This window comes from Marinobacter algicola DG893, from assembly GCF_000170835.1.
In the GTDB taxonomy this organism is placed as follows: Bacteria; Pseudomonadota; Gammaproteobacteria; order Pseudomonadales; family Oleiphilaceae; genus Marinobacter; species Marinobacter algicola.
Map to the genome: position 1 here is coordinate 342,618 of NZ_ABCP01000001.1, position 21,084 is coordinate 363,701.

The following is a 21,084-nucleotide window of genomic DNA, read 5'->3' on the forward strand; positions in this document are numbered from 1 at the left end:
CGGCTGCCATTGTGGGTTAAAGGGGGATCGAGATGGCACAACTACCGAAACGTGCAAAAGTCGTCATCATTGGCCAGGGCGGTATCGTTGGCTCATCGGTCGCCCACCACCTGATCGAACAGGGCTGGGATGACATCGTCGGGCTGGAAAAGTCCGCCATTCCCTCGGACATCGGCTCTACCTCCCATGCCTCGGACTTCTGCTTCACCACCTCACACGACAAGCTGAATATCTATACCACCAAGTACAGCCAGGCGTTCTATGAAAAGCGCGGCAACTATGTGAAATGCGGCGGCATGGAAGTGGCTCGCATTGATGACGACGAGCGCATGGACGAACTCCGCCGCAAGGTCGGTTCCGGCAAGGCCTTCGGCACCAACGTCAGCATGATTTCACCGAAACAGGCCAAAGAACTGTTTCCCCTGCTGAACGAAGACTGTATCCAGGGCGCTATGTGGGACCCGGACGCCGGGCTGGTGGTGCCACGCTCCCAGAGTGTTGCAGGTGATCTGGTTGAGGAGGCGGTCGCTACCGGGAAGTTGCAGGCCTTTGCCTACACACCGGCCATCCGCATTGATGTGCAGGACGGCCAGGTACGGGGCGTTGAAACCCACAAGGGCTACATCGAAACCGAGTACGTGGTGCTGTCCATGGGCATCTGGGGGCCTCTGATGGCCAATACCGCCAACTCGCCCCTGCCGCTGATGCCACTGGAACACCCGCTGCTGTTCTTCGGCCCCTACGAGGAACTGGCCGGCACCGGCAAGCAGATTGTCTACCCCTTGTTCCGCGACCAGGGCAACTCCGCCTACGTGCGTGACACGGGCGACCCCACCACCACCGAAGGCGGGCGCATTGAATGGGGCTACTACGAAGCAGAAGACCCCAGGCTGGTCTACCCCGGCGCTATTGCCGAGCCCGGCGAGGCACGGATGTCGCCCTCCATGCGGGACCTGACGCTGGATCAGGTTATGGACGCCTACGAAAAAGCCATCGAAATGACGCCGATCCTCGGCGAATTGGGTTGGGAGGAAAAGCACTCTTTCAACGGCCTGCTGTCGGTGACACCCGACGGTGGATCACTGATGGGGGAATCCCCGGAAGTGCGTAACCTCTGGTTCTGTGAAGCAGTCTGGGTCAAGGATGGCCCCGGTGCGGGCAAAGTTCTGGCGGACTGGATGACCCATGGCTCTCCGGAAATGGACCCCCATAGCATCGACATAGCCCGCCACTATCCGCTGCAGAAAACCGCGGACTACGTTTACAACCGCTGCTATGAAACCGCTAAGAAGATCTACACCCCGGCGGTTCATCCCCGCGAGCCCTACATGACCGGTCGCAGGATGCGAACCAGCCCCTTCTATCTGCGAGAGGTAGAGCTGGGTGCCTACTTCATGGAAGCCGCCGGTTGGGAGCGTGCCCACGGCTACGCCGCCAACGAGTCCACTTTGCTGTCGAAATACCGCGACCGCATTCCGGTACGGGAACATGAATGGGACGCCCGGCATTTCTGGGAAGTGTCCAACGCCGAGCAACTGGAAATGAGCGAATCGGTGGGCATGATCAATCTGTCTCACTTCGCTATTTTCGACATCTCCGGTGACGACGCCGAAACTCTGCTGGAGTATCTGTCCGTCGCCAAGGTCGGCGGCACCATTCCCCACGGCAAGGGTGTCTACACCCATTTCCTTGATGCCCGTGGCGGCATTCGCTCCGACCTGACCATTATCCGGCGGGGCGACAACGATTACCGGGTGGTCTGCGGCGGCGATACCGGCCATCGGGATCATTGCTGGATCAAGCGCATAGCCCGGGAGAAAGGCCTGGATAATATCCGCCTGCAGGACCGCACCGATGACCTGGCCACCCTGGGGCTCTGGGGACCGAAGGCGCGGGAAACGCTGGCGCAGTTCGTCACCAACCCGGACGAACTGTCGGCAGAGAATTTCCCATTTGCCACCGCCCGGGAACTGAATATCCAGGGCGTACCGGTGTGGGCATTCCGGATATCCTATGTGGGCGAACAGGGCTGGGAGCTCTATTTCCCGTTCAGCTATGGCCTGCGGATCTGGGACCTGCTGTATGAAGCTGGCGTTACGCCGGTTGGCATCGAGACCTATGCAAATACCCGCCGCCTGGAGAAGAGCCTGCGCCTGCAGAACGTAGACCTCGAAACAGAGTACAACCTATACGAAGCCGGGCTCCAGCGGCCCAAGGTCAAGGAGGCCGACTTCCACGGCAAGGCTGCCTACCTGGAACAACGAAGCTGGTCACAACAGGCCGCGTACCTGTGCACCATGACCCTGACGGAACATCGGGACGCCAACGGGGTATTGCGCTACCCGGTTGGCCAGTGGCCGATCCTCGATCCGCAAACCGGAGAAGTGCTGGTGGACAGTCGCGGCCGCCGCTCCTACAACACCAGCGTGGTGTGGGGGCCGTCGGTGGGCAAGATCATCCTGCTGGGGTACATTCCCGTGGAGTATGCCCAGGAGGGCCGGGAACTGACCCTGGAATACTTCCAGGAGCACTACCCCATCCGTATCGAAGCCGTCGGCTACCGGGCGCTGTTTGATCCGGACAACGAGCGGGTCAAATCCTGAACGCCATCGCTCAGCCAACACTGGCGGTCAGCACTCGATGATGTTGACCGCCAGCCCGCCTCTTGAGGTTTCCTTATACTTGTCCAGCATATCGCGGCCGGTTTCGCGCATGGTGTGCAGCACCTTGTCGAGGGACACAAAATGCTTGCCGTCTCCCCGCAAGGCCATGATGGCCGCGTCGATGGCTTTTACCGATGCCATGGCATTGCGCTCAATACAGGGAATCTGCACCAACCCACCAATGGGGTCACAGGTCATCCCCAAATGGTGTTCCATACCGATTTCGGCCGCGTTCTCAACCTGTTCCGGTGAGCCACCCGTCGCTGCAGCCAGCCCGGCAGCGGCCATCGCACAGGCCGATCCCACTTCGCCCTGGCAGCCCACTTCCGCCCCTGAAATGGACGCATTTTCCTTGAACAATACGCCAATCGCCGCGGCTGTCAGCATAAAGCGGACAATGCCGTCTTCGTCAGCCTGGGGGCAGAACTCCCAGTAATAATGCAGCACCGCAGGGATAATACCGGCGGCACCGTTGGTCGGTGCGGTCACAATCCGACCGCCGGCCGCGTTCTCTTCATTCACGGCAAGGGCATAGAGATTCACCCAGTCGAGCGCGCTCAATGACGGCGATATCAGGTCCACTCGCGTTTTATCCATCAGCGAGCGATACAGCGACGCCGCCCGGCGCCGAACCTTGAGGCCTCCGGGCAAGTCCCCCTCATGGCGGATACCGTTTTTCACACACTCACGCATCACCCGCCAGAGCTCAAGAATACCCGCTCGAATCTCATCAGGCGTACGCCAGGCCTGCTCGTTGGCCCACATAATGTCGGCGATGGTGAGCCCGTGTTCCTGGCAAAGAGCCAACAGGGTTTTCCCGCTGTTGAAGGGATAAGGCATGGGCGTGTCGTCTGCACGGATTTCCAGGCTGCCGTCAGCGTTTGCCGCCACCACAAAACCACCGCCTACCGAGTAATAGGTATGCTCACACAGGCACTGCCCGTCCTCATCAAATGCCTGACAGACCATGCCGTTGGGGTGTTCTGGCAGGGATTTCCGTCGGTAATACACGATATCGGTACTCTCGCGGAAACGAATCGGATGATGACCGGCGAGGCTGAGGGTTCCTGTACGTCGAATACGCTCAAGCCGACCCGGCATTTGCTCGGGATCAATCCGGGCCGGCCGCTCTCCTTCCAGACCCATCATCAAAGCCGGGCCAGTGCCATGCCCCTTCCCGGTAGCACCTAATGAGCCATACAGGGATATCTTCAGCCGGTGCACGGAAGCCAGCAGGCGTTCATCAGCCAGGCCACCTGCAAACCGGCGCGCGGCCTCCATGGGCCCGACGGTATGAGAACTGGACGGGCCAATGCCTGCCTTGAACAGCTCAAACAGACTGACAGCCACTTTGCAGACTCCTACCTTGGGGTGAGCTTCAAGGATAGCGCCTTCAGCGATCCGCCGCCTGCTTGCTGACGACATTCGAACGATGGTTTACGACAGTTCTGAGCGACCGGAACAATGGCATAAACGTCGCTTCTGGATCATTCTGCAAAGTCCCGTGTCGGTTGTGGACCATTCGCTACCGAACCGCCAGCATAGAATGAGATCACATTGGAACTGATCACTTATTGCACTATCAAAAGGCAACAACTAGTGTTCAAGTTGAGGTAATACAATTGGTGTGACAGCCAGACATTGCCGCGACAGGCCCAGGCGGGGCAAGGGGGTTTACCATGACCGCTGATACAGGCTCACACACAGACAGGCCCGCCCAAGAGCCCTATCGGGTCGGCTTCCTGCTGATCGATAATTTCACCCTGATTGCCCTCGCCACGGCCGTTGAGCCACTGCGTATGGCCAACCAATTGTCCGGTACTGAACTCTATTCCTGGAAGCTGCTTACCGCCGAAGGCGAACCTGCCCGTGCCAGCGATGGCATTACCATGCTGCCCGACGGGTCGATCCAGGAAGAGCACCGGTTTGACCTGGTGATCGTGGTGGCCGGCATTGATGTTACCCGGAGTTTTTCCCGCAAAGAGGTCGTCTGGTTGAAGCAGATGGCCCGTCGCCACATCCTCCTTGGGGCAGTCTGCACTGGCCCCTATGTCCTGGCCAGCGCAGGCCTTCTCGACGGTCATGCCTGTAGCGCCCACTGGGAATGTCTGGAGGCCATGCAGGAGGGTTTCCCACGGGTACAGACCAACAACCGCCTGTTCACCGTCGAGCGGGAACGCATGACCTGTACCGGTGGTACCGTCCCCATGCACATGATGCTCAGCTTTCTGGCAAAGCGTCACGGCCAGGAGCTCAGTAATGCAATATCCCACATGTTTGTGTGCGACCGGGTGCGCGAGGAAAGTGAACAGCAACCGATGCCCATGCACCCGCGACTGGCGTGCGCCCAACCCAAACTGGCGGAGGCGGCCCAGTTGATGGAGGCCAATATCGAAGAGCCCATCGAACTGAAGGAGCTGGCAACACTGGCCGGCATTTCGCGGCGGCAACTGGAACGGTTGTTCCTCAAGCACACGGGCTGCACGCCTTCGCGCTATTACCTGCGGGTGCGCCTTAACCGGGCGCGCCGATTGCTCAAGCAGACATCCTGCTCGATTGTGGAAATCGCCTCCATGTGTGGGTTCGTGTCCGCCACCCACTTCAGCCGATGCTATCGCAAGACCATGGGGCGAGCGCCCAAACACGAGCGAATGGAAATTTATTCCCAGGGCTCTTCCAGCGCGGTTTTTTCCGATTCCATGGCAAGCCTGCCGTCTTCCTCTCTGCAGGCATTGAGGCGCGCCCGGTCTGAGCCGACCTATGGCATTTTCGAGAACACCGGGTCAGGTTAACCCCACCACCAAGCCGTTTTCATCCAACGCAATGTCCAGTGCCGCGGGATGGCGTGGCAAACCGGGCATGGTCATGATGTCGCCACACACCGCCACCACAAAGCCGGCACCGGCCGCCAGCCGCACTTCCCTTACCGGCAGCATATGGCCGGAGGGCGCTCCCTTCACCGACGAATCCGCAGAAAAGCTGTACTGGGTCTTGGCAATACACACGGGCAGGTGTCCAAACCCCAGGCTTTCGTATTCCTCCAGTTGCCGCTTCGCCACCGTGGTGAATTCCACGCTACCGGCGTGGTAGATACGCGTGGCGATGGTGCGAATTTTATCCGCCAACGGCAGGCTGTCTTCATAGAGAAAGTTCACTTCCGGTGTGCCTTCGTCCATCTGATCAAGCACCGCCTGGGCCAGTTCGGTGGCACCCTCACCCCCCAAGGCCCAATGGTCGGCAGGCACTGCACGCACACCCAGAGACTCACTGATGGATTGCACCAGCGACATTTCCTCCTCGGTATCGTCCGGGAAACGGTTGATGCACACCACTGGCGTCAGTCCGAACTGCTGCAGATTACGAACATGCCGCTCCAGGTTGGCGGCACCTTCCCTCAAGGCGGCAAGGTCGGGAACGGAGAGTTGGCTGCGAGGGACCCCACCCTGCATCTTGAGCGCCCGGATGGTACAGACAACCACAGCGGCGTCTGGCCGCAGGCCCGTGTGCCGGCATTTGATATCAATGAACTTTTCTGCCCCCAGGTCGGCGCCAAAGCCCGCCTCGGTAACCACCACATCGTTCAGTGCCAGGGCCGCACGGGTGGCGGTCACGGAATTACAGCCGTGGGCGATATTGGCAAACGGCCCGCCGTGGATGAACACCGGGTTGTGCTCCAGGCTCTGGACCAGATTGGGCTGCAGTGCCTCTTTCAGAAGCACGGTTAGCGATCCTTCCACACCCAGGTCACGAACGGTCACCGGGGTCATATCAGAGCGCCTGCCGATAATGATATTGCCCAGCCGCTGCTTCAGGTCCGCCCGGCCATCCGCCAGGCACAGAATCGCCATAATCTCAGACGACACGGTAATGTCGAACCCGGTTTCCCGGGGCACACCATGGGCCGCACCACCAAGACCACACACCATGTTGCGCAGGGAGCGGTCGGTCAGGTCCATCACCCTCCGCCAGCTCACATAGCGAGGGTCCAGGCCCGTCTCATTCCCCCAGTGAATGTGGTTGTCGATCAATGACGCCAGCAGATTATGAGCCGTGGTGATGGCGTGGAAGTCCCCATTGAAATGCAGGTTGATGTCTTCCATCGGAATTACCTGTGCCCGCCCCCCGCCGGCAGCGCCCCCTTTCATGCCAAAACACGGGCCCAGGGAAGGTTCCCGCAGGCACACGGACGAACGCACGCCCAGGCGGTTGAAGCCATCATTTAGCCCCACACTGGTGGTGGTTTTGCCCTCCCCCGCCGGGGTGGGCGTAATGGCGGTCACCAGTACCAGTTTGCCCCGGGGTGCACTATCAGAGGTGTCCACATAGGCCATATCCAGTTTGGCCTTGTAGTGGCCGAACGGCACCAGACTCTCCCCCGGCAGACCGAAACGCTGCTGGGCCAGCAGCAGAATGGACTGAGGCTGGACCGAGCGGGCAATCTCAATGTCAGGTGTGCCCGGCGGCGGAAAGTCCGTTTCCGGTGGTGTTGCGGGTGTCAGCTTACTGTACTGAAGACTCATGGAACTGGCCTCTCTGGTCCTCAACGGACCCGCTGTGTTCTTGAATCCATTGCGCCGATTGGCGCAGGCCACCGAATGGGAAAAGATGAATACCCCGTAGCAAGGTGTCCGGGTTGTCCAGGCAGTACTGGACCAGCGCGCGCACCATTCCGTCCGGCGACCACGCACGCAACAGTTTGGCGCTGCCAGGACGTTGCAGCATCAGACGGGCCGATGCTCCCACCCCGCATTGAGCCGCGTAGGCAATGAGCGTTTTCACTCGCGTCGGGCCGGCCATGCCAATGTACACCGGCACTTCTTCCAGGATGTCGCCCAGGCTTTGCAGCCAGTCGATGACCACGTTGGCGTCAAAGGTGAACTGAGTGACCACCCAGAGCCGCGTGGACGTCGTGCGCGCATATTCGCGTTTGATACCAAGGGCCTGGATGAGGGTGGTCCGGTCCGCCATAGGATGCCCGTCCGGATGGGCTGCCACACCGATACCATGGAATTGGAACTGGGCCAGCAAGCCGGACTCCAGAACCGCCAGGGTATCTGGAAAAGGGCCGGCGATCGCATCGCTGTCGCCTGCAATTAGCAGTAAACGGTCAACGCCGCTTTCATTCAGTTGCGAGAGCCAATCCCGAAGTTGCCCGCGGCTCTCGGCCATACGTGCGGGTACGTGGGGAATCGGCTGCATGCCAACGTTCAGCAGATGACGGCATGCCCGCAGGGTATCGCTGAACTGGCCTTTTGGAAGAAAAGGCACGTAGACACAGGTGCCTCGCGGCAGCAAATCCGGCAAGTGCTCCTGTGCGAGTATCTGGCGGGGTGTTGCCTCAATGGACGCCCAACGCACCAGGGCTTGCATCCTTGCGATGGCTTCCTCGTCGCGGGCACTAAACGGCTGTGTATCACTCACCAGTTTCATGAATCGCACACCCCATTGCTACCTGTCTGCATTGGGCAGGCGGCAGTCACACCGCCGTCTGCCCCACTGCGTTGCTAGTCCGCGAAGTCGATTCCCTTCGCCCGCGCCCGCTCTCGGGCATTGGGGTTCACCGAAGGCCGGAAGGGCACTTCCACCACTTCCGCCTCGACAGCCGTTGAGCCATCCGTAGCGGCGTATTCCACCGGCAGATGGACCATCAGGCGGGTGCCAACGGCACGTAGATCAAAGGGTACATAAGCCAACCCGATGTTGGTTTCCAGCTCGGGCGAGTACCAGGGCGAGGTAACATAACCCTCCGGCTCGCCGCCGTCCGGTCCGCTGACCAGCCAGAAGTCGTTGGCATAGTCGGTTACCTGGCCACCGCCAAAACGGATGCCCACCATGATGTGGCTGAACGGCGGTCTGCCTGCGTCCAGTTGATCGCGGACTTTCTCGAGCTTCTGTTTACCGATGTAATCCGCGTCCTTGTTGCGAGGCACCTGATACGCCAGATTGCACTGGAATGGCAGGGTTTCCTGATCCACATCCTGCCCCCAGGAAAGGATACCGGCTGCAATTCGGCGGTGATGCGCCGGCGCAATCACCCTCAGGTTGTGGGCCTCACCAGCGGCAAGCACGGTGTACCAGAGATCTTCCGCGTACTTGGTGGCTTCCTTGAGGTAAATCTCGTAGCCCTTCTCGCCGGTAAAGCCGGTCTGGGAGATAATCACGTCATGGCCGGCCACCTGGCCCTCCATCAGGCCATAGTACGGAATTTCCTTCACTCGCTCACCGAACAGGTCAGCCATGAGCGCCTCAGATTTGGGGCCCTGGATCTGCACCGGCGCCACATCGATCTCCGCGATGGTGACGTTAAAGCCCATCCCGATGTTGACGCCACGCAACCAGAATTCCAGGTCGCTATCGGAAAGGGAGAACCAGAATTCGTCCTCGGCAACACGAAGCAGAACCGGGTCATTAAGAATGCCGCCGTCCTCGTTACAAAGGATGACGTACTTGCCACGCATGGGTTTTATTTTGGTGGCATCTCGAGTGATCACATAGTTCACGAAACGTTCCGCGTCCGGGCCCTTGACCTGAATCTGGCGTTCTACAGCCACGTTCCACATGGTGACGTCATGAATCAGCGACTCATATTCCACCATGGCGCCGCCATCTTCAGGGCGGACATAGCCCCGGGGGTGATACATACGGTTGTAAACGGTCGCCCGCCAGCATCCGGCTTCGTACGCCAGATGCCAGTATGGCGACTTGCGCACGCGGGTGGAAATCAACATCTCCACCGGCGTGGGGCCGGATTGGCGCAGGTTAATAGGAACCCGACGGTCGGACTGGTCAACACTGTCAGGCTGGCGGGCGGCGCCCGCCCGTTGTTGCGGATAATCCAGAAGTGCTTGCTCAAATTTAACGGCCATTGCTATCTCCCCCTACCGGGTTGTCGATAGCTCTAATGTGACCCTGTTTTCAGTTATCAGGTTGAACCAATACGACACCGGCACAACCAAAAACGTCAACACCACGATGATGGATCCCGGAAACCCTCCCAAAGCACCAAGCATAAGGTGAGGCGACAGCAACCACCACCTGCCCGACAAAGCCTGTTATATTGGTCGGAACCGTCCGTGCAGATCAAGGAGTCGACGTTGACACTGACCACCCCTGCCCTTTTGTTTCCCGCCATTTCATTGTTGCTGCTGGCTTACACCAATCGCTTTCTCGTACTTGCTCAATTGATCCGTCAACTCAAACAGATGGATACGGAGGAAGACCATGCCCTTATCGCCCGCCAGATCAGCATGCTGCGCAAACGCATTGTACTGACCAAACGGATGCAGGCTTACGGCGTACTCAGCTTTTTTGTTTGCACCATGTCCATGTTTGTTTTGTTTGTGGGGGCTCAGCTTGCTGGTGCCATCGCGTTCGGCATCAGTCTGATATTACTGTCGGTCTCATTGTTGTATTCGCTGTACGAAATCGTGATTTCGACCAACGCCATCAACGTTGAGCTTGAAAACTTCGAGGCCAGGAAACGAGCGGGTGAGTAACACAAACGTTCAGGAAACCGGATCAGGCTTCCCTTTTTTCATCTGGTACATGGCGCTGTCCGCATAGCGAATCAGCGCTTCATGACTGTCCCCATGTTCGGGATAGACCGCCACACCAATGCTCGGAATCAATGTCAGGGATGCCAGCGACACCTCGTAGGGTTCGCTGAGAGTTGCTCGCAGCTTTCCTGCAACACTGACCGCATCGCTTGGCTTTTCAATACCATCAAGCAGCACGATGAATTCATCGCCACCCAGCCGACCAACCGTATCTGCGGCCCGAACACCCTGTACCAATCGGCGAGCCATTTCCTGCAATACCTGATCTCCGACGGTGTGTCCGTAGGTATCGTTGACCTGTTTGAAGTCATCCAGATCGAGGTACAGTATCGCCAGAAAGCCGGCTTCCCTGGCTGCACGCGCCAACGCTGTCTGAATCCGGTCCAGGACCAGGCTACGGTTCGGCAATTCCGTCAGTTGGTCGTACCTGGCCATATGCTCCAATTGCGCGTGCATTTGCATACGCTCTACTGCGGCCGCAACCTGTATGCCGACAAACTCCAACAGCTCTCTGTCTTCGTCTGTGTAACACGTCCCCTTTGAGTGCTTTTGTGCGGCAATCGCGCCGAACACGCCCTGAGATGACTTCAACGGCACACCCAGCCAGTGGTGACGTACCTCAACGTGCGAGTTATCGTTTGCCGGCGGCGGAAAAGCCCCGCTGATTCCGGGCGTCAGCAACAGGGCACTCGCAGAATGGATGACCTGTTCACAGAGAGAACCGATATCCTGCGAGAAACCAGGGGTTCCCGTGTCGTGGCGGTCGGCATTGTAGGGAAAATACAAACCACCCCTCTGCTTATCCACGAGCGCCACCATAAAAGCAGGCGCTGACATCAGGCCTTCCACAACCTGGTGAATTCGCCGGAACATGGCAGGCAGGCTATCCGAATTGTTTGCTGCGTCCGATATGGCGTACATGGCGGACTGCATGGCCTCGGCCCGTTTGCGTTGAGTCACATCACGGGCGACGGCCACGCGGATCTGTTCCTCTTCAGACCAACGGGCAGACCACATGATATGGGCCGTTGTGCCGTCCTTGCGGATGTAACGGTTTTCAAAGTATGGCTTTAGCTCTCCCCGCAGGATTTCTTTGACGGCCTGGCGCGTTTTCTCCAGGTCATCCGGATGAACAAAATCCAGAATTCGCCGCCCAACCATTTCCTCCGGTAGATAGCCAAATACTCGCTCACTGGCTGCGCTGACGTAGCGAACGTAGCCATCGCGATCCACCACGCAGAGTGCATCCAGTAGCAGGTCGATAAAGTTTTCCGGTGGAATGGCAGGTTTCATGACCTATCGGGAGCCCCACGAGGACTGACAACGGCTAATGTCACTGTTGCTTTGGAAACAAGTCGCAGGTCACCGACCGTTCCGCAGAATACTTCAGACTCTACCACGGTCAGGGAGGCACCCGCCTTAAGCACAGTGGCAACACACTCGATATGCGTACCGCTGGCTGACCTCAACAACTTCAGCGAGAAATCGGACGTTAGCACCATCTGCCCAGGCATAGCCATGGAGGCGCCCGCCGCCCCCGCCGTGTGATCAGCAACGGTGGCCTGAACCCCGAAATGGACAAAGCCATCCTGTTGCAGGTGTCTGTTTTCGAGCGCCAGCCGGGAGCGGCATTCACCGGTTTTGATAGACACCAATTCCAGACCAATGTCCGCAACAAACGGCGCCGATGAAAAAATCCGTTCCACTTCGTTACTGTTGAGCTTGTCCATGTCGTCTCCGGAACTGTGTTTGGCAATCCAGCGGTTTATGCCTCGAAAGTATGGGCTTCAAGCTCGCTACGAATCGTTTCAGGGATGGGGACCGACTTTTGAATCTCGTAGTCGAAATGAATCAGCACGGTAACGCCACGGGCAACTAAAACGCCATTTTGCCAAGCTTCCTGAATAACCTCGAAGGAAGAGTTGCCGATTTTGCCAATGCCGGAACGAACCTTCACAGGCGTGGCCCAGTAGCACTGGGCTTTAAGATCAATTTCCATGCGGGCAAGAATCAGTGGCCAACCTTTTGGTTCCAGGGAGGGATGGAATATGCGGAATACCGGTGTTCTCGCCTGTTCAAACCAGACCGGGTAAACCGTGTTATTGATATGGCCAAGTGCGTCGGTGTCGCTGAATCTTGGTTCGGTTTCGTAGTGGAACATTCGACTCCCCTTACATCGTTTTAGCGGCAAAGTCTCTCGGGATTTCCGGCGAGGGGAAACCGTTCAATGATCTGATAGACAGACCCATAAGCACCCTGTGTGCTTTCAAACAACGCAATCCCGTCCACCGAAAATGTCCCTACAGGTTGCCGTTCCTGAAACTCAAGCAATTCGGCGACTGACCCACGCTGCCCCTTGAAACGAGACAACGTGATATGTGGGCAGAACGGGCGCTTTTCCTGCTCAAACCCAGGCATGCAAAGCCTCTGGTTAAGCACCTCGTGAAGCTCTGCCAGTGTATCCGCTGGCTGAACTCCGGCCCACAGATTTTTTGGAAAGTCCGGTCGGCCGAAACAGCCAAGGCCGCAAACCGTGAGATCAAATTGTTCAACTGGCAGGTTTCGGGCAGCATCACATACATCCGGCAACCGCTGCCTGGCCACACTACCGAGAAATACCAGCGTAAGATGCAACTGATCCGGTCGCTGCCAGCGCGCCCCTGCAACCGGTTGCTGAATTGACACCAGACGCTGCTTCACCAAATCGGGGATTTCCAACCCGAAGAACAGGCGATGTGTTTCTGGTTTATCCAACCCGCACCCCAAACCATTCCGGAAACCGACGCAGACAGTACAGCGCTATCATGTCGTAAACACCATGCCAGACCATTACCAGCAACAGGCTGTCCGTCAGTGCATACGCTACTCCCAACACCAATCCCAACCCGGTCGCCAATAGAAAGTAGGTGAACGAAAGATAATGCACCATGCCAAACAGCACCGACGCAGCCACTATCGCAACCGCATCGTGGGTATGTTGGGTCAGCCAACCCTGGATCGCCCCGCGGAACAGCAACTCTTCACCGACTCCGGCGAAGACTGCCAAGGCTACCAGCACCGGCCAGGAATACTCGCAGGCGAAACGATGCAACTGCTCCAACTGGGATTCCAGAGAGTCGCGAAGCCGGCCCGGAAGCCAGGTCAGCATCATGATCACGACGTAGGTTGCCGCACTGCCGGCCACTCCCCATAAAACGACCGAGCCAAAGCTCAAACCATCGTACTGAACCGGTATACCGAACAGAAGAATCGCCAGCAGACCCACCACCCCAATGCCCGCCTGGAATCCCAATGCAGCCGTGGATGAGATCTGCGGGCGTTTTCGAGCCATGGCCACTCACCTACCTCGCTTGCCCGGCGGCATCACGACCCACTCAGGGTCCTCGAATTCGCCAAGCGGCGTAATCTCGCAAAATGGCGCGGCGCTGCGGATGATTCGGGCCACTTCCGGGTTATGCTGCCCTTCCATGGCATCCCGCTGCTCTTTGCTGTCCCAACTGGCGATGGCAATCAGCACATTCGGGTCACCAATTTTCTGGTGTAGCTCTGTTCCGCGCGCACCCGGCGCCTGCTGGATGATCTCGCTGGCACGAACCCAGGCATCGGCGTATTCCTCTGCCGTGTGCCCTTCTCGTATGCGAACCTCGAAGATGTATTTCATGAGTTCACCCTCGTTCCAAACAGCAATTTCCCAAATAACGGGCCTCTGACTCCCAGAGTAATTGTTTTGATTTTGGATCGCATCGGTAAATGCCTACAAATAAACTTGGCAATTTCGGGGACATAGGAGTAAAGTTCGTTTCGTAGGAAAGATTTAGCACAGCATTTCACGAATAAGACGCATCTCTGTTGTTTTGGTAGTTGTCCGTCCTGTTTTTGATTCCGCGCGTTTTTTGTTTCCGCACAACGCTGATCAGTCATCGTTCAAGATGGTCTGGCGGCACATTAAATTATCGATTTCAGGATTATGATTATGTCGACTACTACCGGTACTGTTAAGTTTTTCAACGAAGCAAAAGGCTTTGGTTTCATCACTCGTGAAAGCGGCCCTGACGTATTCGTTCACTACAGCGCAATTCAAGGCGGCGGATTCAAGACCCTGGCAGAAGGCCAGCAGGTTGAGTTCACCGTAACTGACGGCCAGAAAGGTCCTCAGGCAGAGAACGTTGTTGCTGTTTAAATAACAGCCAGCACGTTTGAAAGAGGCAGCTTCGGCTGCCTTTTTTATTGCCCCTTCATAATTTCGTCATTGACCTGTCACCTACCTGACACTGTTTTGTCACCCTCAAGGATTACCGTTGCATTGTAACTCGCAATAAAGCGAGCTTATGTATTGCAAAAGGTGATTCCATGCCGTCTGTGCATTCCCTCGATATGATGCTCCGCATCGAGGACATGGGAGTAACATACCCCGGCAACGTCCTGGCGCTGCGGCCTACCACCGTCGAGTTCCACAAAGGTGAGTTTACGGTACTACTCGGCCTTTCGGGCGCGGGCAAATCGACCCTTCTGCGTTCACTTAATCATCTGGTGCAACCCACCACCGGCACGGTGATCTCGGCTGAGTTCGGCACCCTGAAGACCAGCAGGACGGTCCGCCGGCACCGATGTAGAACTGCCATGGTCTTCCAGCACCACCAACTCATCGAACGACATACCGCGCTCCAGAACGTACTCACAGGCCGGCTTGCCTACCACAGTACATGGCGCAGCCTGTTTCCCCTACCGAGGGCGGAACTGGAGTACGCCTTGCGTTGCCTGGAGCGTGTTGGTCTTGGCGAAAAGGCCCTTTCGCGGGTGGATCAACTGTCTGGCGGCCAGCAACAACGGGTGGGTATCGCCCGCGCCCTGGCGCAACAGCCGTCCATGATCCTCGCAGATGAGCCTGTCGCCAGTCTGGACCCGGCGACGTCCGAAAGGGTACTCACACTCTTGCGCGATATCTGCCGGGAGGACGGTATCACCGCGGTAATTTCACTGCACCAGCTGGAGTACGCCCGGCGGTTTGCCGATCGCATCATCGGCCTGGCAAACGCCCGGATCGTATTCGATGCGGAACCGGCAAAGCTGGAGCAACACCATCTTGATGAGATCTACCACAGCGCGAGCGTTGCAGTTTCCGACCCCGGCAAGACCGCCGCGCAGACCTCCCACCCTCAACCATCGAACCATCCCACCAAGCAACTGGAGATCGCCCAATGAAACCGTTATTCAACCTAGTGTTAGTGCTCTGCCTGATGATGGGAATGAACATGCAGGCCTCCGCGGCAGACCCCAACCCGGATCTGCTGAAGGTCGCCCTGCTCCCCGATGAAAATGCCTCTGAACTGATCAAGCGCAACCAGCCCCTGAAAGACTACCTGGAAAGCACCCTCGGGAAAGAAGTGGAACTGATCGTCACAACGGACTATTCGTCCATGATCGAAGCCATGCGCTTCGGCCGTATCGACCTTGGCTATTTCGGCCCACTGTCCTACGTGATGGCAAAGAGCAAAAGCGACATCGAGCCCTTCGCCGCCATGATTGTGGACGGCAAACCCACGTACCGCTCCATCCTCATCGCCAATGCGGATTCGGGCGTGAAGTCCTATGACGATATCAAGGGCAAGAATATGGCCTATGGCGATCGCGCCTCCACCTCAAGCCACCTCATCCCCAAAACGGTGCTGCTTGAATCTGCCGGACTGGAAGCAGACAGGGACTATGAAGCCCACTTCGTCGGCAGCCACGATTCCGTTGCGGTGAACGTGGCCAACGGCAATGCTGAGGCCGGCGGCCTGTCGGAAGTGATCTTTCAGCATGTCATGGACCGCGGCCTGATTGATCGCAATAACGTCCGGATTCTTGGCTACAGCGGCGAGTTCCCACAGTATCCGTGGGCCATGCGGTCAAACCTTAACCCGGACCTCAAGGCAAAGATACGCGACGCCTTCATCAGCATTAATGACAAAGAAATCCTGAACAACCTTAAGGCCGAGGGGTTTGCCGCTATCGAGGATTCCGACTACGACGTGATCCGCAAGATGGGCGGCCTGCTCAACCTTGATTTCGCGAAGATGTAAGAGGCTTTATGACTCACACGACGACGGAACCGGCGGCCCTGTCGCCGGCTCCGTCGGCTTCCGTGCTGGACGAACACGCACGGGGCTGGCGGAGCAAGCTTTGGCAGGCAGGCCTGGTACTGGCGGTGGTCTTTTTCGCCAGCTGGTACGTGGACCTGCTTGACTTCCGCACCCTTGCCAACGGCGTTCCCGCGATCGCCACCCTGTTGCGAGAGTCACTACCACCTGATTTCACCAATGTGATGGACTGGATGTCGCCCCTGCTGGACACACTGGCGATGAGCATCGCCGGCACCGCGATTGCGGTTTCGGCCTCCGTGCCCCTGGCCTTTCTGGCAGCCCGAAACACCACGCCCCACCCTGCTGTATTTTACCTGACCCGCACCCTGCTGAACGGCCTGCGTTCCGTACCGGAACTCATCATGGGCATTATTTTCGTCGCGGCCGTGGGTTTTGGCGCACTGCCAGGGGTGTTGGCCCTTGGCCTGCATTCAATCGGTATGGTCGGCAAGTTCTTCGCAGAAGCCATAGAGCATGTGGATGAAGCCCCCGTAGAGGCCGCTGATGCCTCCGGAGCCACGCGTTTGCAAGTACTCTGGCACGCGGTTCTGCCGCAGGTGCTGCCACAGTTTGCCGATGTGTCTATCTATCGCTGGGAATACAACTTTCGCGCCTCCACCGTCATGGGCATGGTCGGTGCCGGCGGTATCGGCTTCGAGCTCATGGGGTCGTTGCGCATCATGCAGTATCAGGAAGTCAGTGCCATCCTCATTGTCATACTGCTGATGGTAACGATGGTGGACAGCCTGAGCGGCCACCTCCGTAAGACATTCAAATAAGGACAGCGAATGAAACCAAGAGTTGTCATCACCCACCGGGTCCACGACAGTATACTTGCCAGCCTGGAGCCCCACTGCGAGCTGATCACTAACCAGTCTGCCGTCACCCTGCCACCGGATTCGGTGAGAGCCCGCGCGGCTACGGCCGATGCCATGATGGCGTTTATGCCAGATCGCGTTAGCGAGGAATTTCTGGTGGCCTGCCCCGACCTGAAAGTGATCGGCGCTGCCCTGAAGGGATTCGATAACTTCGACGTGGATGCCTGCACCCGTCACGGAGTCTGGCTGACCTTCGTGCCCGATTTGCTGACCGTGCCCACCGCCGAACTCACCGTTGGATTAACCATAGGCCTGATTCGCCAGATCCGGCCAGCAGACCAGTTCGTCCGTTCCGGAGAATTCCAGGGCTGGCAGCCTCAATTCTATGGCCTCGGCATTGAAGGCTCGACCATTGGTATTGTGGGCATGGGAGCCATCGGCAAAGCCGTGGCTACACGGCTCCAGGGCTGGGGCGCACGAGTACTGTACTCACAACCGGAAAGCCTACCGGCTGCCGAAGAAGGCGCCCTGGGCCTTTCCAGGTCAGAGCTTGATGACCTGCTGGCCGAATCCGACATCGTCATACTGGCCCTGGCGCTTAATGAACATACCCTGCACACGCTCAACGCTGACCGCCTGCGCCAGATGAAACGCGGTAGTTTTCTGATCAATCCCTGCCGGGGTTCCGTCGTGGACGAGGCAGCCGTTCTGCAATCGCTGACGTACGGACATCTGAGTGGCTACGCGGCGGACGTGTTTGAAATGGAAGACTGGGCCAGACCGGACCGCCCGCAGCGGATTGATCCGGCACTGCTGGCCCACCCGAACACCCTGTTCACAGCACACACGGGCTCGGCCGTCAGGGACGTGAGATTTGCCATCGAACTGCGGGCAGCCGACAACATCCTTCAGGCGCTCAGAGGCCATCAGCCCCAGGACGCGGTCAACTCACCGCTCGAACCCAAGGGAACAGTATGCTGAACCTGGTCTGGCTCAAGAGTTTTATCACCCTCGTTCAGCACCGCAGTTTCCAGGCCGCCGCCAATCACCTCGGCATCGCCCAGCCCACCCTATCCCAGCACATTCAGAAACTGGAGGAGCAGCTGGACGTATTATTGATCCAACGCGGCAAGTCCGGTTGCGAACCCACCAGGGCGGCCCAGGCGCTGATGCCGTTCACCCTAAGCATGTTACGCCTGGACCAACGCGCGCGGGAGGCGGTCACGGGAACAAGTCTGCGGGTAGGTGCCAGCTCCAACATCGGTATCTACATGCTGCAGCCTCACGTTCGCTCCTTCATGGACCGGCAGACCTCGCCGCACGTGGATCTGGTGATCGACAACAACCCCGCCATCGCACGACAGCTCACCAGCGGCGAATTGGATATCGCAGTCATGGAGTGGTGGCACCCCAAGCCCGGTTTCCAGGCCCGTGACTGGAAACAGGAGCCAGTGGTGCTGATTGTGCCGCCTGGCCACCCCTGTGCCGATATGACGCAGATCAACCGGGAAGCCCTGGCAGGAATGACGCTGCTGGGCGGCGAGCCAGGGACCGGCACTGGCCGTTTATTGGCTAATTTCTTTGGCGACGACGGGCCTTTTCCGGAGGTATCGATGCAACTGGGCAGTACCGAAGCCGTAAAGCAGGCGGTCAAGGCGGGGGTGGGTATTTCGCTGGTGTTGGCTGCTTCGGTCACTGACGAAGTGCGAGCAGGCACCCTGCGAGCCATCCCCGTCAGCGATCCCGGGCTTGCCAAGGAACTGGTGGTTATCTGCCCCGAGACGATTGCCCGGCATCCACCGGTCTCCAGCTTTGTCAGCCACCTATGCCACTGAGCGAGGCCCCTGGCAAGTTATTACCAGGGCAGTTCCTCACCATTGCTGTGCCAGAAGGAGCCCGTGTTTTCCAGGTTCAGGCCCTCGATTCTCGCAGCCAAGCCCTTTGCGGACTCCTCGGGCGTAATCAGTCCGCCGAAGTTCACCATGCGGGTTTGCACATAACCGGGATGGAGCTGGGCCACCGCAATGCCCTTTGGTTTAAGGTCCATCGCCAGGGACTTGCCAAAGGCGTTCAGCGCCGCCTTGGACGCACGATAGCCATAGCGGCCACCAGAGTCGTTGTCCGCGATGGAGCCCATCCGGCTGGTGATGTTGGCAATCTTACCGCCGTACGGTATCTGGGACACCAGCGCTTCCGCCACCCTCAATGGCGCGTAAGCGTTGATTTCCATCTGGGTACGAATGGAATCGAAATCAATGCTGCCCAGCTTTTCATCCTGCAGCAGGCCGGCATTATTGATCAGCAGATCGATCGACAGCCCCTTCACTCCGTCAATCAAAGACTGAAGTCCGCTTGCCGTGGTGACGTCAACAGATTCAATGACTCGAGTCGCCACCTCCTTGAGCTCGGACGACGCTTCCCGGCATACGCCAATCACGTCACAGCCTTCACCTGCAAAGTGACGGGCCAACTCAAGGCCGATGCCGCGATTGGCGCCGGTAATCACAACGGTTCTTTGTTCAGGCATGAAAACCTCCGGTTATTTGGCTAAAGGTCCGTTATACGGACTAACCACTGCAGTGTTCAACCTTCAAGTTGAGAGAAAAATCGCCGGGCACTGTCGTTGGCGGGAAAGATCATCTCGACCCGTAGCTCCGAGAGAAACACATCGTTCACGGGCCCGAAGTGCGCAATCATTGTGGTGGTTTCCAGAATATCTCCTCCCATGTTCAGGCGCGTATGGATGGATGGGCTGTCCGGCATCAATTCTGGCCTGGGGGTATTTCGCAACAAGCCCTGGACTTCCTGGATAAGCGACTGCATGCGCTCGTCCCCCTGGTAACGGGAGGCGTCATTGACCAGGTGCTCATAGGCCGCCCATGCCACCTCGTCCCAGTTTACGACCAATTCTTTCCATTTCGTTGAGGACAGATACTCGCGGTAGAGATTGGCAGGCGGGTCTACTTTGAACTCAGGAAACATCAGAAACGCCGTCGCGTTGCCATCCACCACATCGCCCCAGCGATTGAGCACCAAGGCGGGATATGGCTGATGATTGGTGATCAGCTCATGAATAGCCCTGCGGTAGACCGCCAGTTCCTTGCTGTCGTAGTCCTCCTCGAAATAGGCCGCTGGCAGCCCGGCAGCCATCAACATTTCATTGCGCTCACGCAAGGGAACCTCAAGGGTTACTGCCAGTTTCAGTACCAAGTCCCGTTTGGGGCGGGAACGACCGGTTTCAATAAAGGACAGGTGACGGGGTGATATGTCCGCTTCCAGCGCCAGATCCAACTGGCTCATGCCCCGGTGGCGTCGCCAATACCGCAACTTGTGACCAAACGCGCTGTGTTCGCCACCTCGGGAAATCGACGTTTCGCTGACAGTCATGTTGCGTGGCCTTTACCTAATCGGGAAGTGCGCCGGTATGGCTACAAGCGCATGATCTTTGTCGAGAGCATAACCAATTTTTACAACCCGTACACGGAGGCACACTGCCATGATACTGACTCGCGTCGTCCCACTGGTTTTCGTACTGTTCACCAGCTTCACACTGTGGGTGCTGGCCACCTCGGATCAGGACTTTTGGCAATGGTTCCTCAGCCTGTTCACCGAAAAGGAGTCGCTGCAGGTCGTCCTTGATCTGGGCATAGCCCTGCTGTTGCTGATGTACTTTCTGTACCGCGATCATGCTGCCCAGGGCGGGCATTTCAGGAGCTTTGCCCCCTTCCTGGTCGCCACGCCGCTCCTTGGCGTGATTGCGCCACTCGCCTATCTGACACTGCGGGCCTTCCAGCCAAAACGGCTGGTTGCCATGCCTAGGAACCCGAACAGCATCTGACACGGAACTACCGAAACAAGGCTCCGCCAACGTGTTGCCGGAGTCCCGACAGTTGACTCTCGCGGGCAGCCCTTCCACTATTTGGGA

General features: G+C 58.0%; 21 protein-coding genes and 1 pseudogene. 10 read left to right on the top strand and 12 right to left on the bottom strand.

Annotated elements, in window-relative coordinates:
- Window positions 1-32: 32 nt before the first annotated feature.
- Complete coding sequence (locus MDG893_RS01500) at window positions 33-2,603, top strand: GcvT family protein (protein WP_007151939.1); 2,571 nt, start codon at window positions 33-35, stop codon at window positions 2,601-2,603.
- A 27-nt stretch (window positions 2,604-2,630) separates the two neighbouring features.
- On the opposite strand, the gene MDG893_RS01505 is transcribed toward MDG893_RS01500, so the two are convergent.
- Complete coding sequence (locus MDG893_RS01505; protein ID WP_007151940.1) at window positions 2,631-4,013, bottom strand: L-serine ammonia-lyase; 1,383 nt, start codon at window positions 4,011-4,013, stop codon at window positions 2,631-2,633.
- A gap of 329 nt (window positions 4,014-4,342) precedes the next feature.
- Here MDG893_RS01505 and gbdR point away from each other — a divergent pair, with 329 nt between their 5' ends.
- Window positions 4,343-5,455, top strand: a complete 1,113-nt coding sequence (gbdR, locus tag MDG893_RS01510) for a choline metabolism transcriptional regulator GbdR (RefSeq protein ID WP_007151941.1) — start codon at window positions 4,343-4,345, stop codon at window positions 5,453-5,455.
- Here the strand turns inward: gbdR and MDG893_RS01515 are convergent.
- The 3 genes from MDG893_RS01515 to MDG893_RS01525 all read right to left on the bottom strand — a co-directional run bounded on the left by MDG893_RS01515 (window position 5,447) and on the right by MDG893_RS01525 (window position 9,529).
- Window positions 5,447-7,183 (bottom strand): formate--tetrahydrofolate ligase, encoded by a 1,737-nt coding sequence (locus MDG893_RS01515; protein WP_007151942.1) that lies wholly within the window; start codon window positions 7,181-7,183, stop codon window positions 5,447-5,449. The two genes, gbdR and MDG893_RS01515, sit on opposite strands and share 9 nt — an antisense overlap.
- Window positions 7,164-8,093 carry a methylenetetrahydrofolate reductase gene (locus MDG893_RS01520; protein WP_007151943.1) on the bottom strand — a complete coding sequence of 310 codons (930 nt, stop codon included), beginning with the start codon at window positions 8,091-8,093 and terminating at the stop codon, window positions 7,164-7,166. The genes MDG893_RS01515 and MDG893_RS01520 overlap by 20 nt, the downstream gene beginning before the upstream one ends.
- Window positions 8,094-8,167: 74 nt before the next feature.
- Entirely contained in the window at window positions 8,168-9,529 is a 1,362-nt protein-coding gene (locus MDG893_RS01525; RefSeq protein ID WP_007151944.1) for a glycine cleavage T C-terminal barrel domain-containing protein, read from the bottom strand.
- A 228-nt stretch (window positions 9,530-9,757) separates the two neighbouring features.
- Between MDG893_RS01525 and MDG893_RS01530 the strand changes: the two genes are divergently transcribed.
- Window positions 9,758-10,159: a DUF2721 domain-containing protein gene (locus MDG893_RS01530; protein ID WP_007151945.1), complete on the top strand. Its 402-nt coding sequence runs from the start codon at window positions 9,758-9,760 to the stop codon at window positions 10,157-10,159.
- Window positions 10,160-10,168: 9 nt separating this feature from the next.
- Here the strand turns inward: MDG893_RS01530 and MDG893_RS01535 are convergent, their stop codons facing one another.
- From MDG893_RS01535 to MDG893_RS01560, 6 genes are read right to left on the bottom strand one after another with little or no spacing between them, the layout of a single operon-like run.
- Window positions 10,169-11,512, bottom strand: a complete 1,344-nt coding sequence (locus MDG893_RS01535) for a diguanylate cyclase domain-containing protein (protein ID WP_007151946.1) — start codon at window positions 11,510-11,512, stop codon at window positions 10,169-10,171.
- Window positions 11,509-11,949, bottom strand: coding sequence for a PaaI family thioesterase (locus MDG893_RS01540; protein ID WP_007151947.1), 441 nt, complete (start codon window positions 11,947-11,949; stop codon window positions 11,509-11,511). Before MDG893_RS01540 ends, MDG893_RS01535 begins: the two co-directional genes overlap by 4 nt.
- Window positions 11,950-11,984: 35 nt before the next feature.
- Entirely contained in the window at window positions 11,985-12,380 is a 396-nt protein-coding gene (locus tag MDG893_RS01545; protein WP_007151948.1) for an acyl-CoA thioesterase, read from the bottom strand.
- 20 nt (window positions 12,381-12,400) lie between these two features.
- Entirely contained in the window at window positions 12,401-12,973 is a 573-nt protein-coding gene (gene thpR / locus MDG893_RS20575; protein ID WP_007151949.1) for an RNA 2',3'-cyclic phosphodiesterase, read from the bottom strand.
- Window positions 12,966-13,550, bottom strand: a complete 585-nt coding sequence (locus MDG893_RS01555; RefSeq protein ID WP_007151950.1) for a CPBP family intramembrane glutamic endopeptidase — start codon at window positions 13,548-13,550, stop codon at window positions 12,966-12,968. Before MDG893_RS01555 ends, thpR begins: the two co-directional genes overlap by 8 nt.
- Before the next feature lie 6 nt (window positions 13,551-13,556).
- The gene (locus MDG893_RS01560; RefSeq protein ID WP_007151951.1) at window positions 13,557-13,880 is read right to left on the bottom strand and encodes an antibiotic biosynthesis monooxygenase family protein; all 324 of its coding nucleotides are present in this window, start codon (window positions 13,878-13,880) and stop codon (window positions 13,557-13,559) included.
- 312 nt (window positions 13,881-14,192) lie between these two features.
- On the opposite strand from MDG893_RS01560, the gene MDG893_RS01565 reads away from it, so the two are divergent.
- The 6 genes and pseudogenes from MDG893_RS01565 to MDG893_RS01590 all read left to right on the top strand — a co-directional run bounded on the left by MDG893_RS01565 (window position 14,193) and on the right by MDG893_RS01590 (window position 18,994).
- Complete coding sequence (locus MDG893_RS01565; RefSeq protein WP_007151952.1) at window positions 14,193-14,399, top strand: cold-shock protein; 207 nt, start codon at window positions 14,193-14,195, stop codon at window positions 14,397-14,399.
- Window positions 14,400-14,569: 170 nt separating this feature from the next.
- Window positions 14,570-15,404: pseudogene (gene phnC, locus MDG893_RS01570) on the top strand (phosphonate ABC transporter ATP-binding protein); the annotation flags it as partial.
- A gap of 13 nt (window positions 15,405-15,417) precedes the next feature.
- Window positions 15,418-16,281 (top strand): phosphate/phosphite/phosphonate ABC transporter substrate-binding protein, encoded by an 864-nt coding sequence (gene phnD, locus MDG893_RS01575; RefSeq protein WP_007151954.1) that lies wholly within the window; start codon window positions 15,418-15,420, stop codon window positions 16,279-16,281.
- Between the two features lie 8 nt (window positions 16,282-16,289).
- A complete protein-coding gene (phnE, locus tag MDG893_RS01580) occupies window positions 16,290-17,120 on the top strand; it encodes a phosphonate ABC transporter, permease protein PhnE (protein ID WP_007151955.1) in 831 nt (276 codons plus the stop codon).
- A 9-nt stretch (window positions 17,121-17,129) separates the two neighbouring features.
- Window positions 17,130-18,140, top strand: coding sequence for a phosphonate dehydrogenase (locus MDG893_RS01585; protein ID WP_007151956.1), 1,011 nt, complete (start codon window positions 17,130-17,132; stop codon window positions 18,138-18,140).
- The gene (locus tag MDG893_RS01590) at window positions 18,134-18,994 is read left to right on the top strand and encodes a LysR family transcriptional regulator (RefSeq protein WP_007151957.1); all 861 of its coding nucleotides are present in this window, start codon (window positions 18,134-18,136) and stop codon (window positions 18,992-18,994) included. The genes MDG893_RS01585 and MDG893_RS01590 overlap by 7 nt, the downstream gene beginning before the upstream one ends.
- Window positions 18,995-19,014: 20 nt before the next feature.
- On the opposite strand, the gene MDG893_RS01595 is transcribed toward MDG893_RS01590, so the two are convergent.
- Together MDG893_RS01595 and MDG893_RS01600 are read right to left on the bottom strand one after the other, a co-directional pair.
- The gene (locus tag MDG893_RS01595; RefSeq protein WP_007151958.1) at window positions 19,015-19,686 is read right to left on the bottom strand and encodes an SDR family oxidoreductase; all 672 of its coding nucleotides are present in this window, start codon (window positions 19,684-19,686) and stop codon (window positions 19,015-19,017) included.
- 56 nt (window positions 19,687-19,742) lie between these two features.
- Window positions 19,743-20,546 carry a helix-turn-helix domain-containing protein gene (locus tag MDG893_RS01600; RefSeq protein WP_007151959.1) on the bottom strand — a complete coding sequence of 268 codons (804 nt, stop codon included), beginning with the start codon at window positions 20,544-20,546 and terminating at the stop codon, window positions 19,743-19,745.
- 109 nt (window positions 20,547-20,655) lie between these two features.
- Here MDG893_RS01600 and MDG893_RS01605 point away from each other — a divergent pair, with 109 nt between their 5' ends.
- Window positions 20,656-20,997 (top strand): hypothetical protein, encoded by a 342-nt coding sequence (locus MDG893_RS01605; protein WP_007151960.1) that lies wholly within the window; start codon window positions 20,656-20,658, stop codon window positions 20,995-20,997.
- The last annotated feature ends 87 nt before the right edge of the window (window positions 20,998-21,084 follow it).

What these genes read in the sequence shown, in the direction of transcription:
- MDG893_RS01560 (WP_007151951.1), bottom strand. Translation starts at nt 13,880, where the DNA reads ATGAAATACATCTTCGAGGTTCGCATACGAGAAGGGCACACGGCAGAG.
- MDG893_RS01520 (WP_007151943.1), bottom strand. Translation starts at nt 8,093, where the DNA reads ATGAAACTGGTGAGTGATACACAGCCGTTTAGTGCCCGCGACGAGGAA.
- MDG893_RS01555 (WP_007151950.1), bottom strand. Translation starts at nt 13,550, where the DNA reads ATGGCTCGAAAACGCCCGCAGATCTCATCCACGGCTGCATTGGGATTC.
- MDG893_RS01535 (WP_007151946.1), bottom strand. Translation starts at nt 11,512, where the DNA reads ATGAAACCTGCCATTCCACCGGAAAACTTTATCGACCTGCTACTGGAT.
- MDG893_RS01545 (WP_007151948.1), bottom strand. Translation starts at nt 12,380, where the DNA reads ATGTTCCACTACGAAACCGAACCAAGATTCAGCGACACCGACGCACTT.
- MDG893_RS01590 (WP_007151957.1), top strand. Translation starts at nt 18,134, where the DNA reads ATGCTGAACCTGGTCTGGCTCAAGAGTTTTATCACCCTCGTTCAGCAC.
- MDG893_RS01525 (WP_007151944.1), bottom strand. Translation starts at nt 9,529, where the DNA reads ATGGCCGTTAAATTTGAGCAAGCACTTCTGGATTATCCGCAACAACGG.
- MDG893_RS01500 (WP_007151939.1), top strand. Translation starts at nt 33, where the DNA reads ATGGCACAACTACCGAAACGTGCAAAAGTCGTCATCATTGGCCAGGGC.
- MDG893_RS01585 (WP_007151956.1), top strand. Translation starts at nt 17,130, where the DNA reads ATGAAACCAAGAGTTGTCATCACCCACCGGGTCCACGACAGTATACTT.
- MDG893_RS01605 (WP_007151960.1), top strand. Translation starts at nt 20,656, where the DNA reads ATGATACTGACTCGCGTCGTCCCACTGGTTTTCGTACTGTTCACCAGC.
- MDG893_RS01595 (WP_007151958.1), bottom strand. Translation starts at nt 19,686, where the DNA reads ATGCCTGAACAAAGAACCGTTGTGATTACCGGCGCCAATCGCGGCATC.
- MDG893_RS01565 (WP_007151952.1), top strand. Translation starts at nt 14,193, where the DNA reads ATGTCGACTACTACCGGTACTGTTAAGTTTTTCAACGAAGCAAAAGGC.
- gbdR (WP_007151941.1), top strand. Translation starts at nt 4,343, where the DNA reads ATGACCGCTGATACAGGCTCACACACAGACAGGCCCGCCCAAGAGCCC.
- phnD (WP_007151954.1), top strand. Translation starts at nt 15,418, where the DNA reads ATGAAACCGTTATTCAACCTAGTGTTAGTGCTCTGCCTGATGATGGGA.
- MDG893_RS01540 (WP_007151947.1), bottom strand. Translation starts at nt 11,949, where the DNA reads ATGGACAAGCTCAACAGTAACGAAGTGGAACGGATTTTTTCATCGGCG.
- MDG893_RS01600 (WP_007151959.1), bottom strand. Translation starts at nt 20,546, where the DNA reads ATGACTGTCAGCGAAACGTCGATTTCCCGAGGTGGCGAACACAGCGCG.
- phnE (WP_007151955.1), top strand. Translation starts at nt 16,290, where the DNA reads ATGACTCACACGACGACGGAACCGGCGGCCCTGTCGCCGGCTCCGTCG.
- MDG893_RS01515 (WP_007151942.1), bottom strand. Translation starts at nt 7,183, where the DNA reads ATGAGTCTTCAGTACAGTAAGCTGACACCCGCAACACCACCGGAAACG.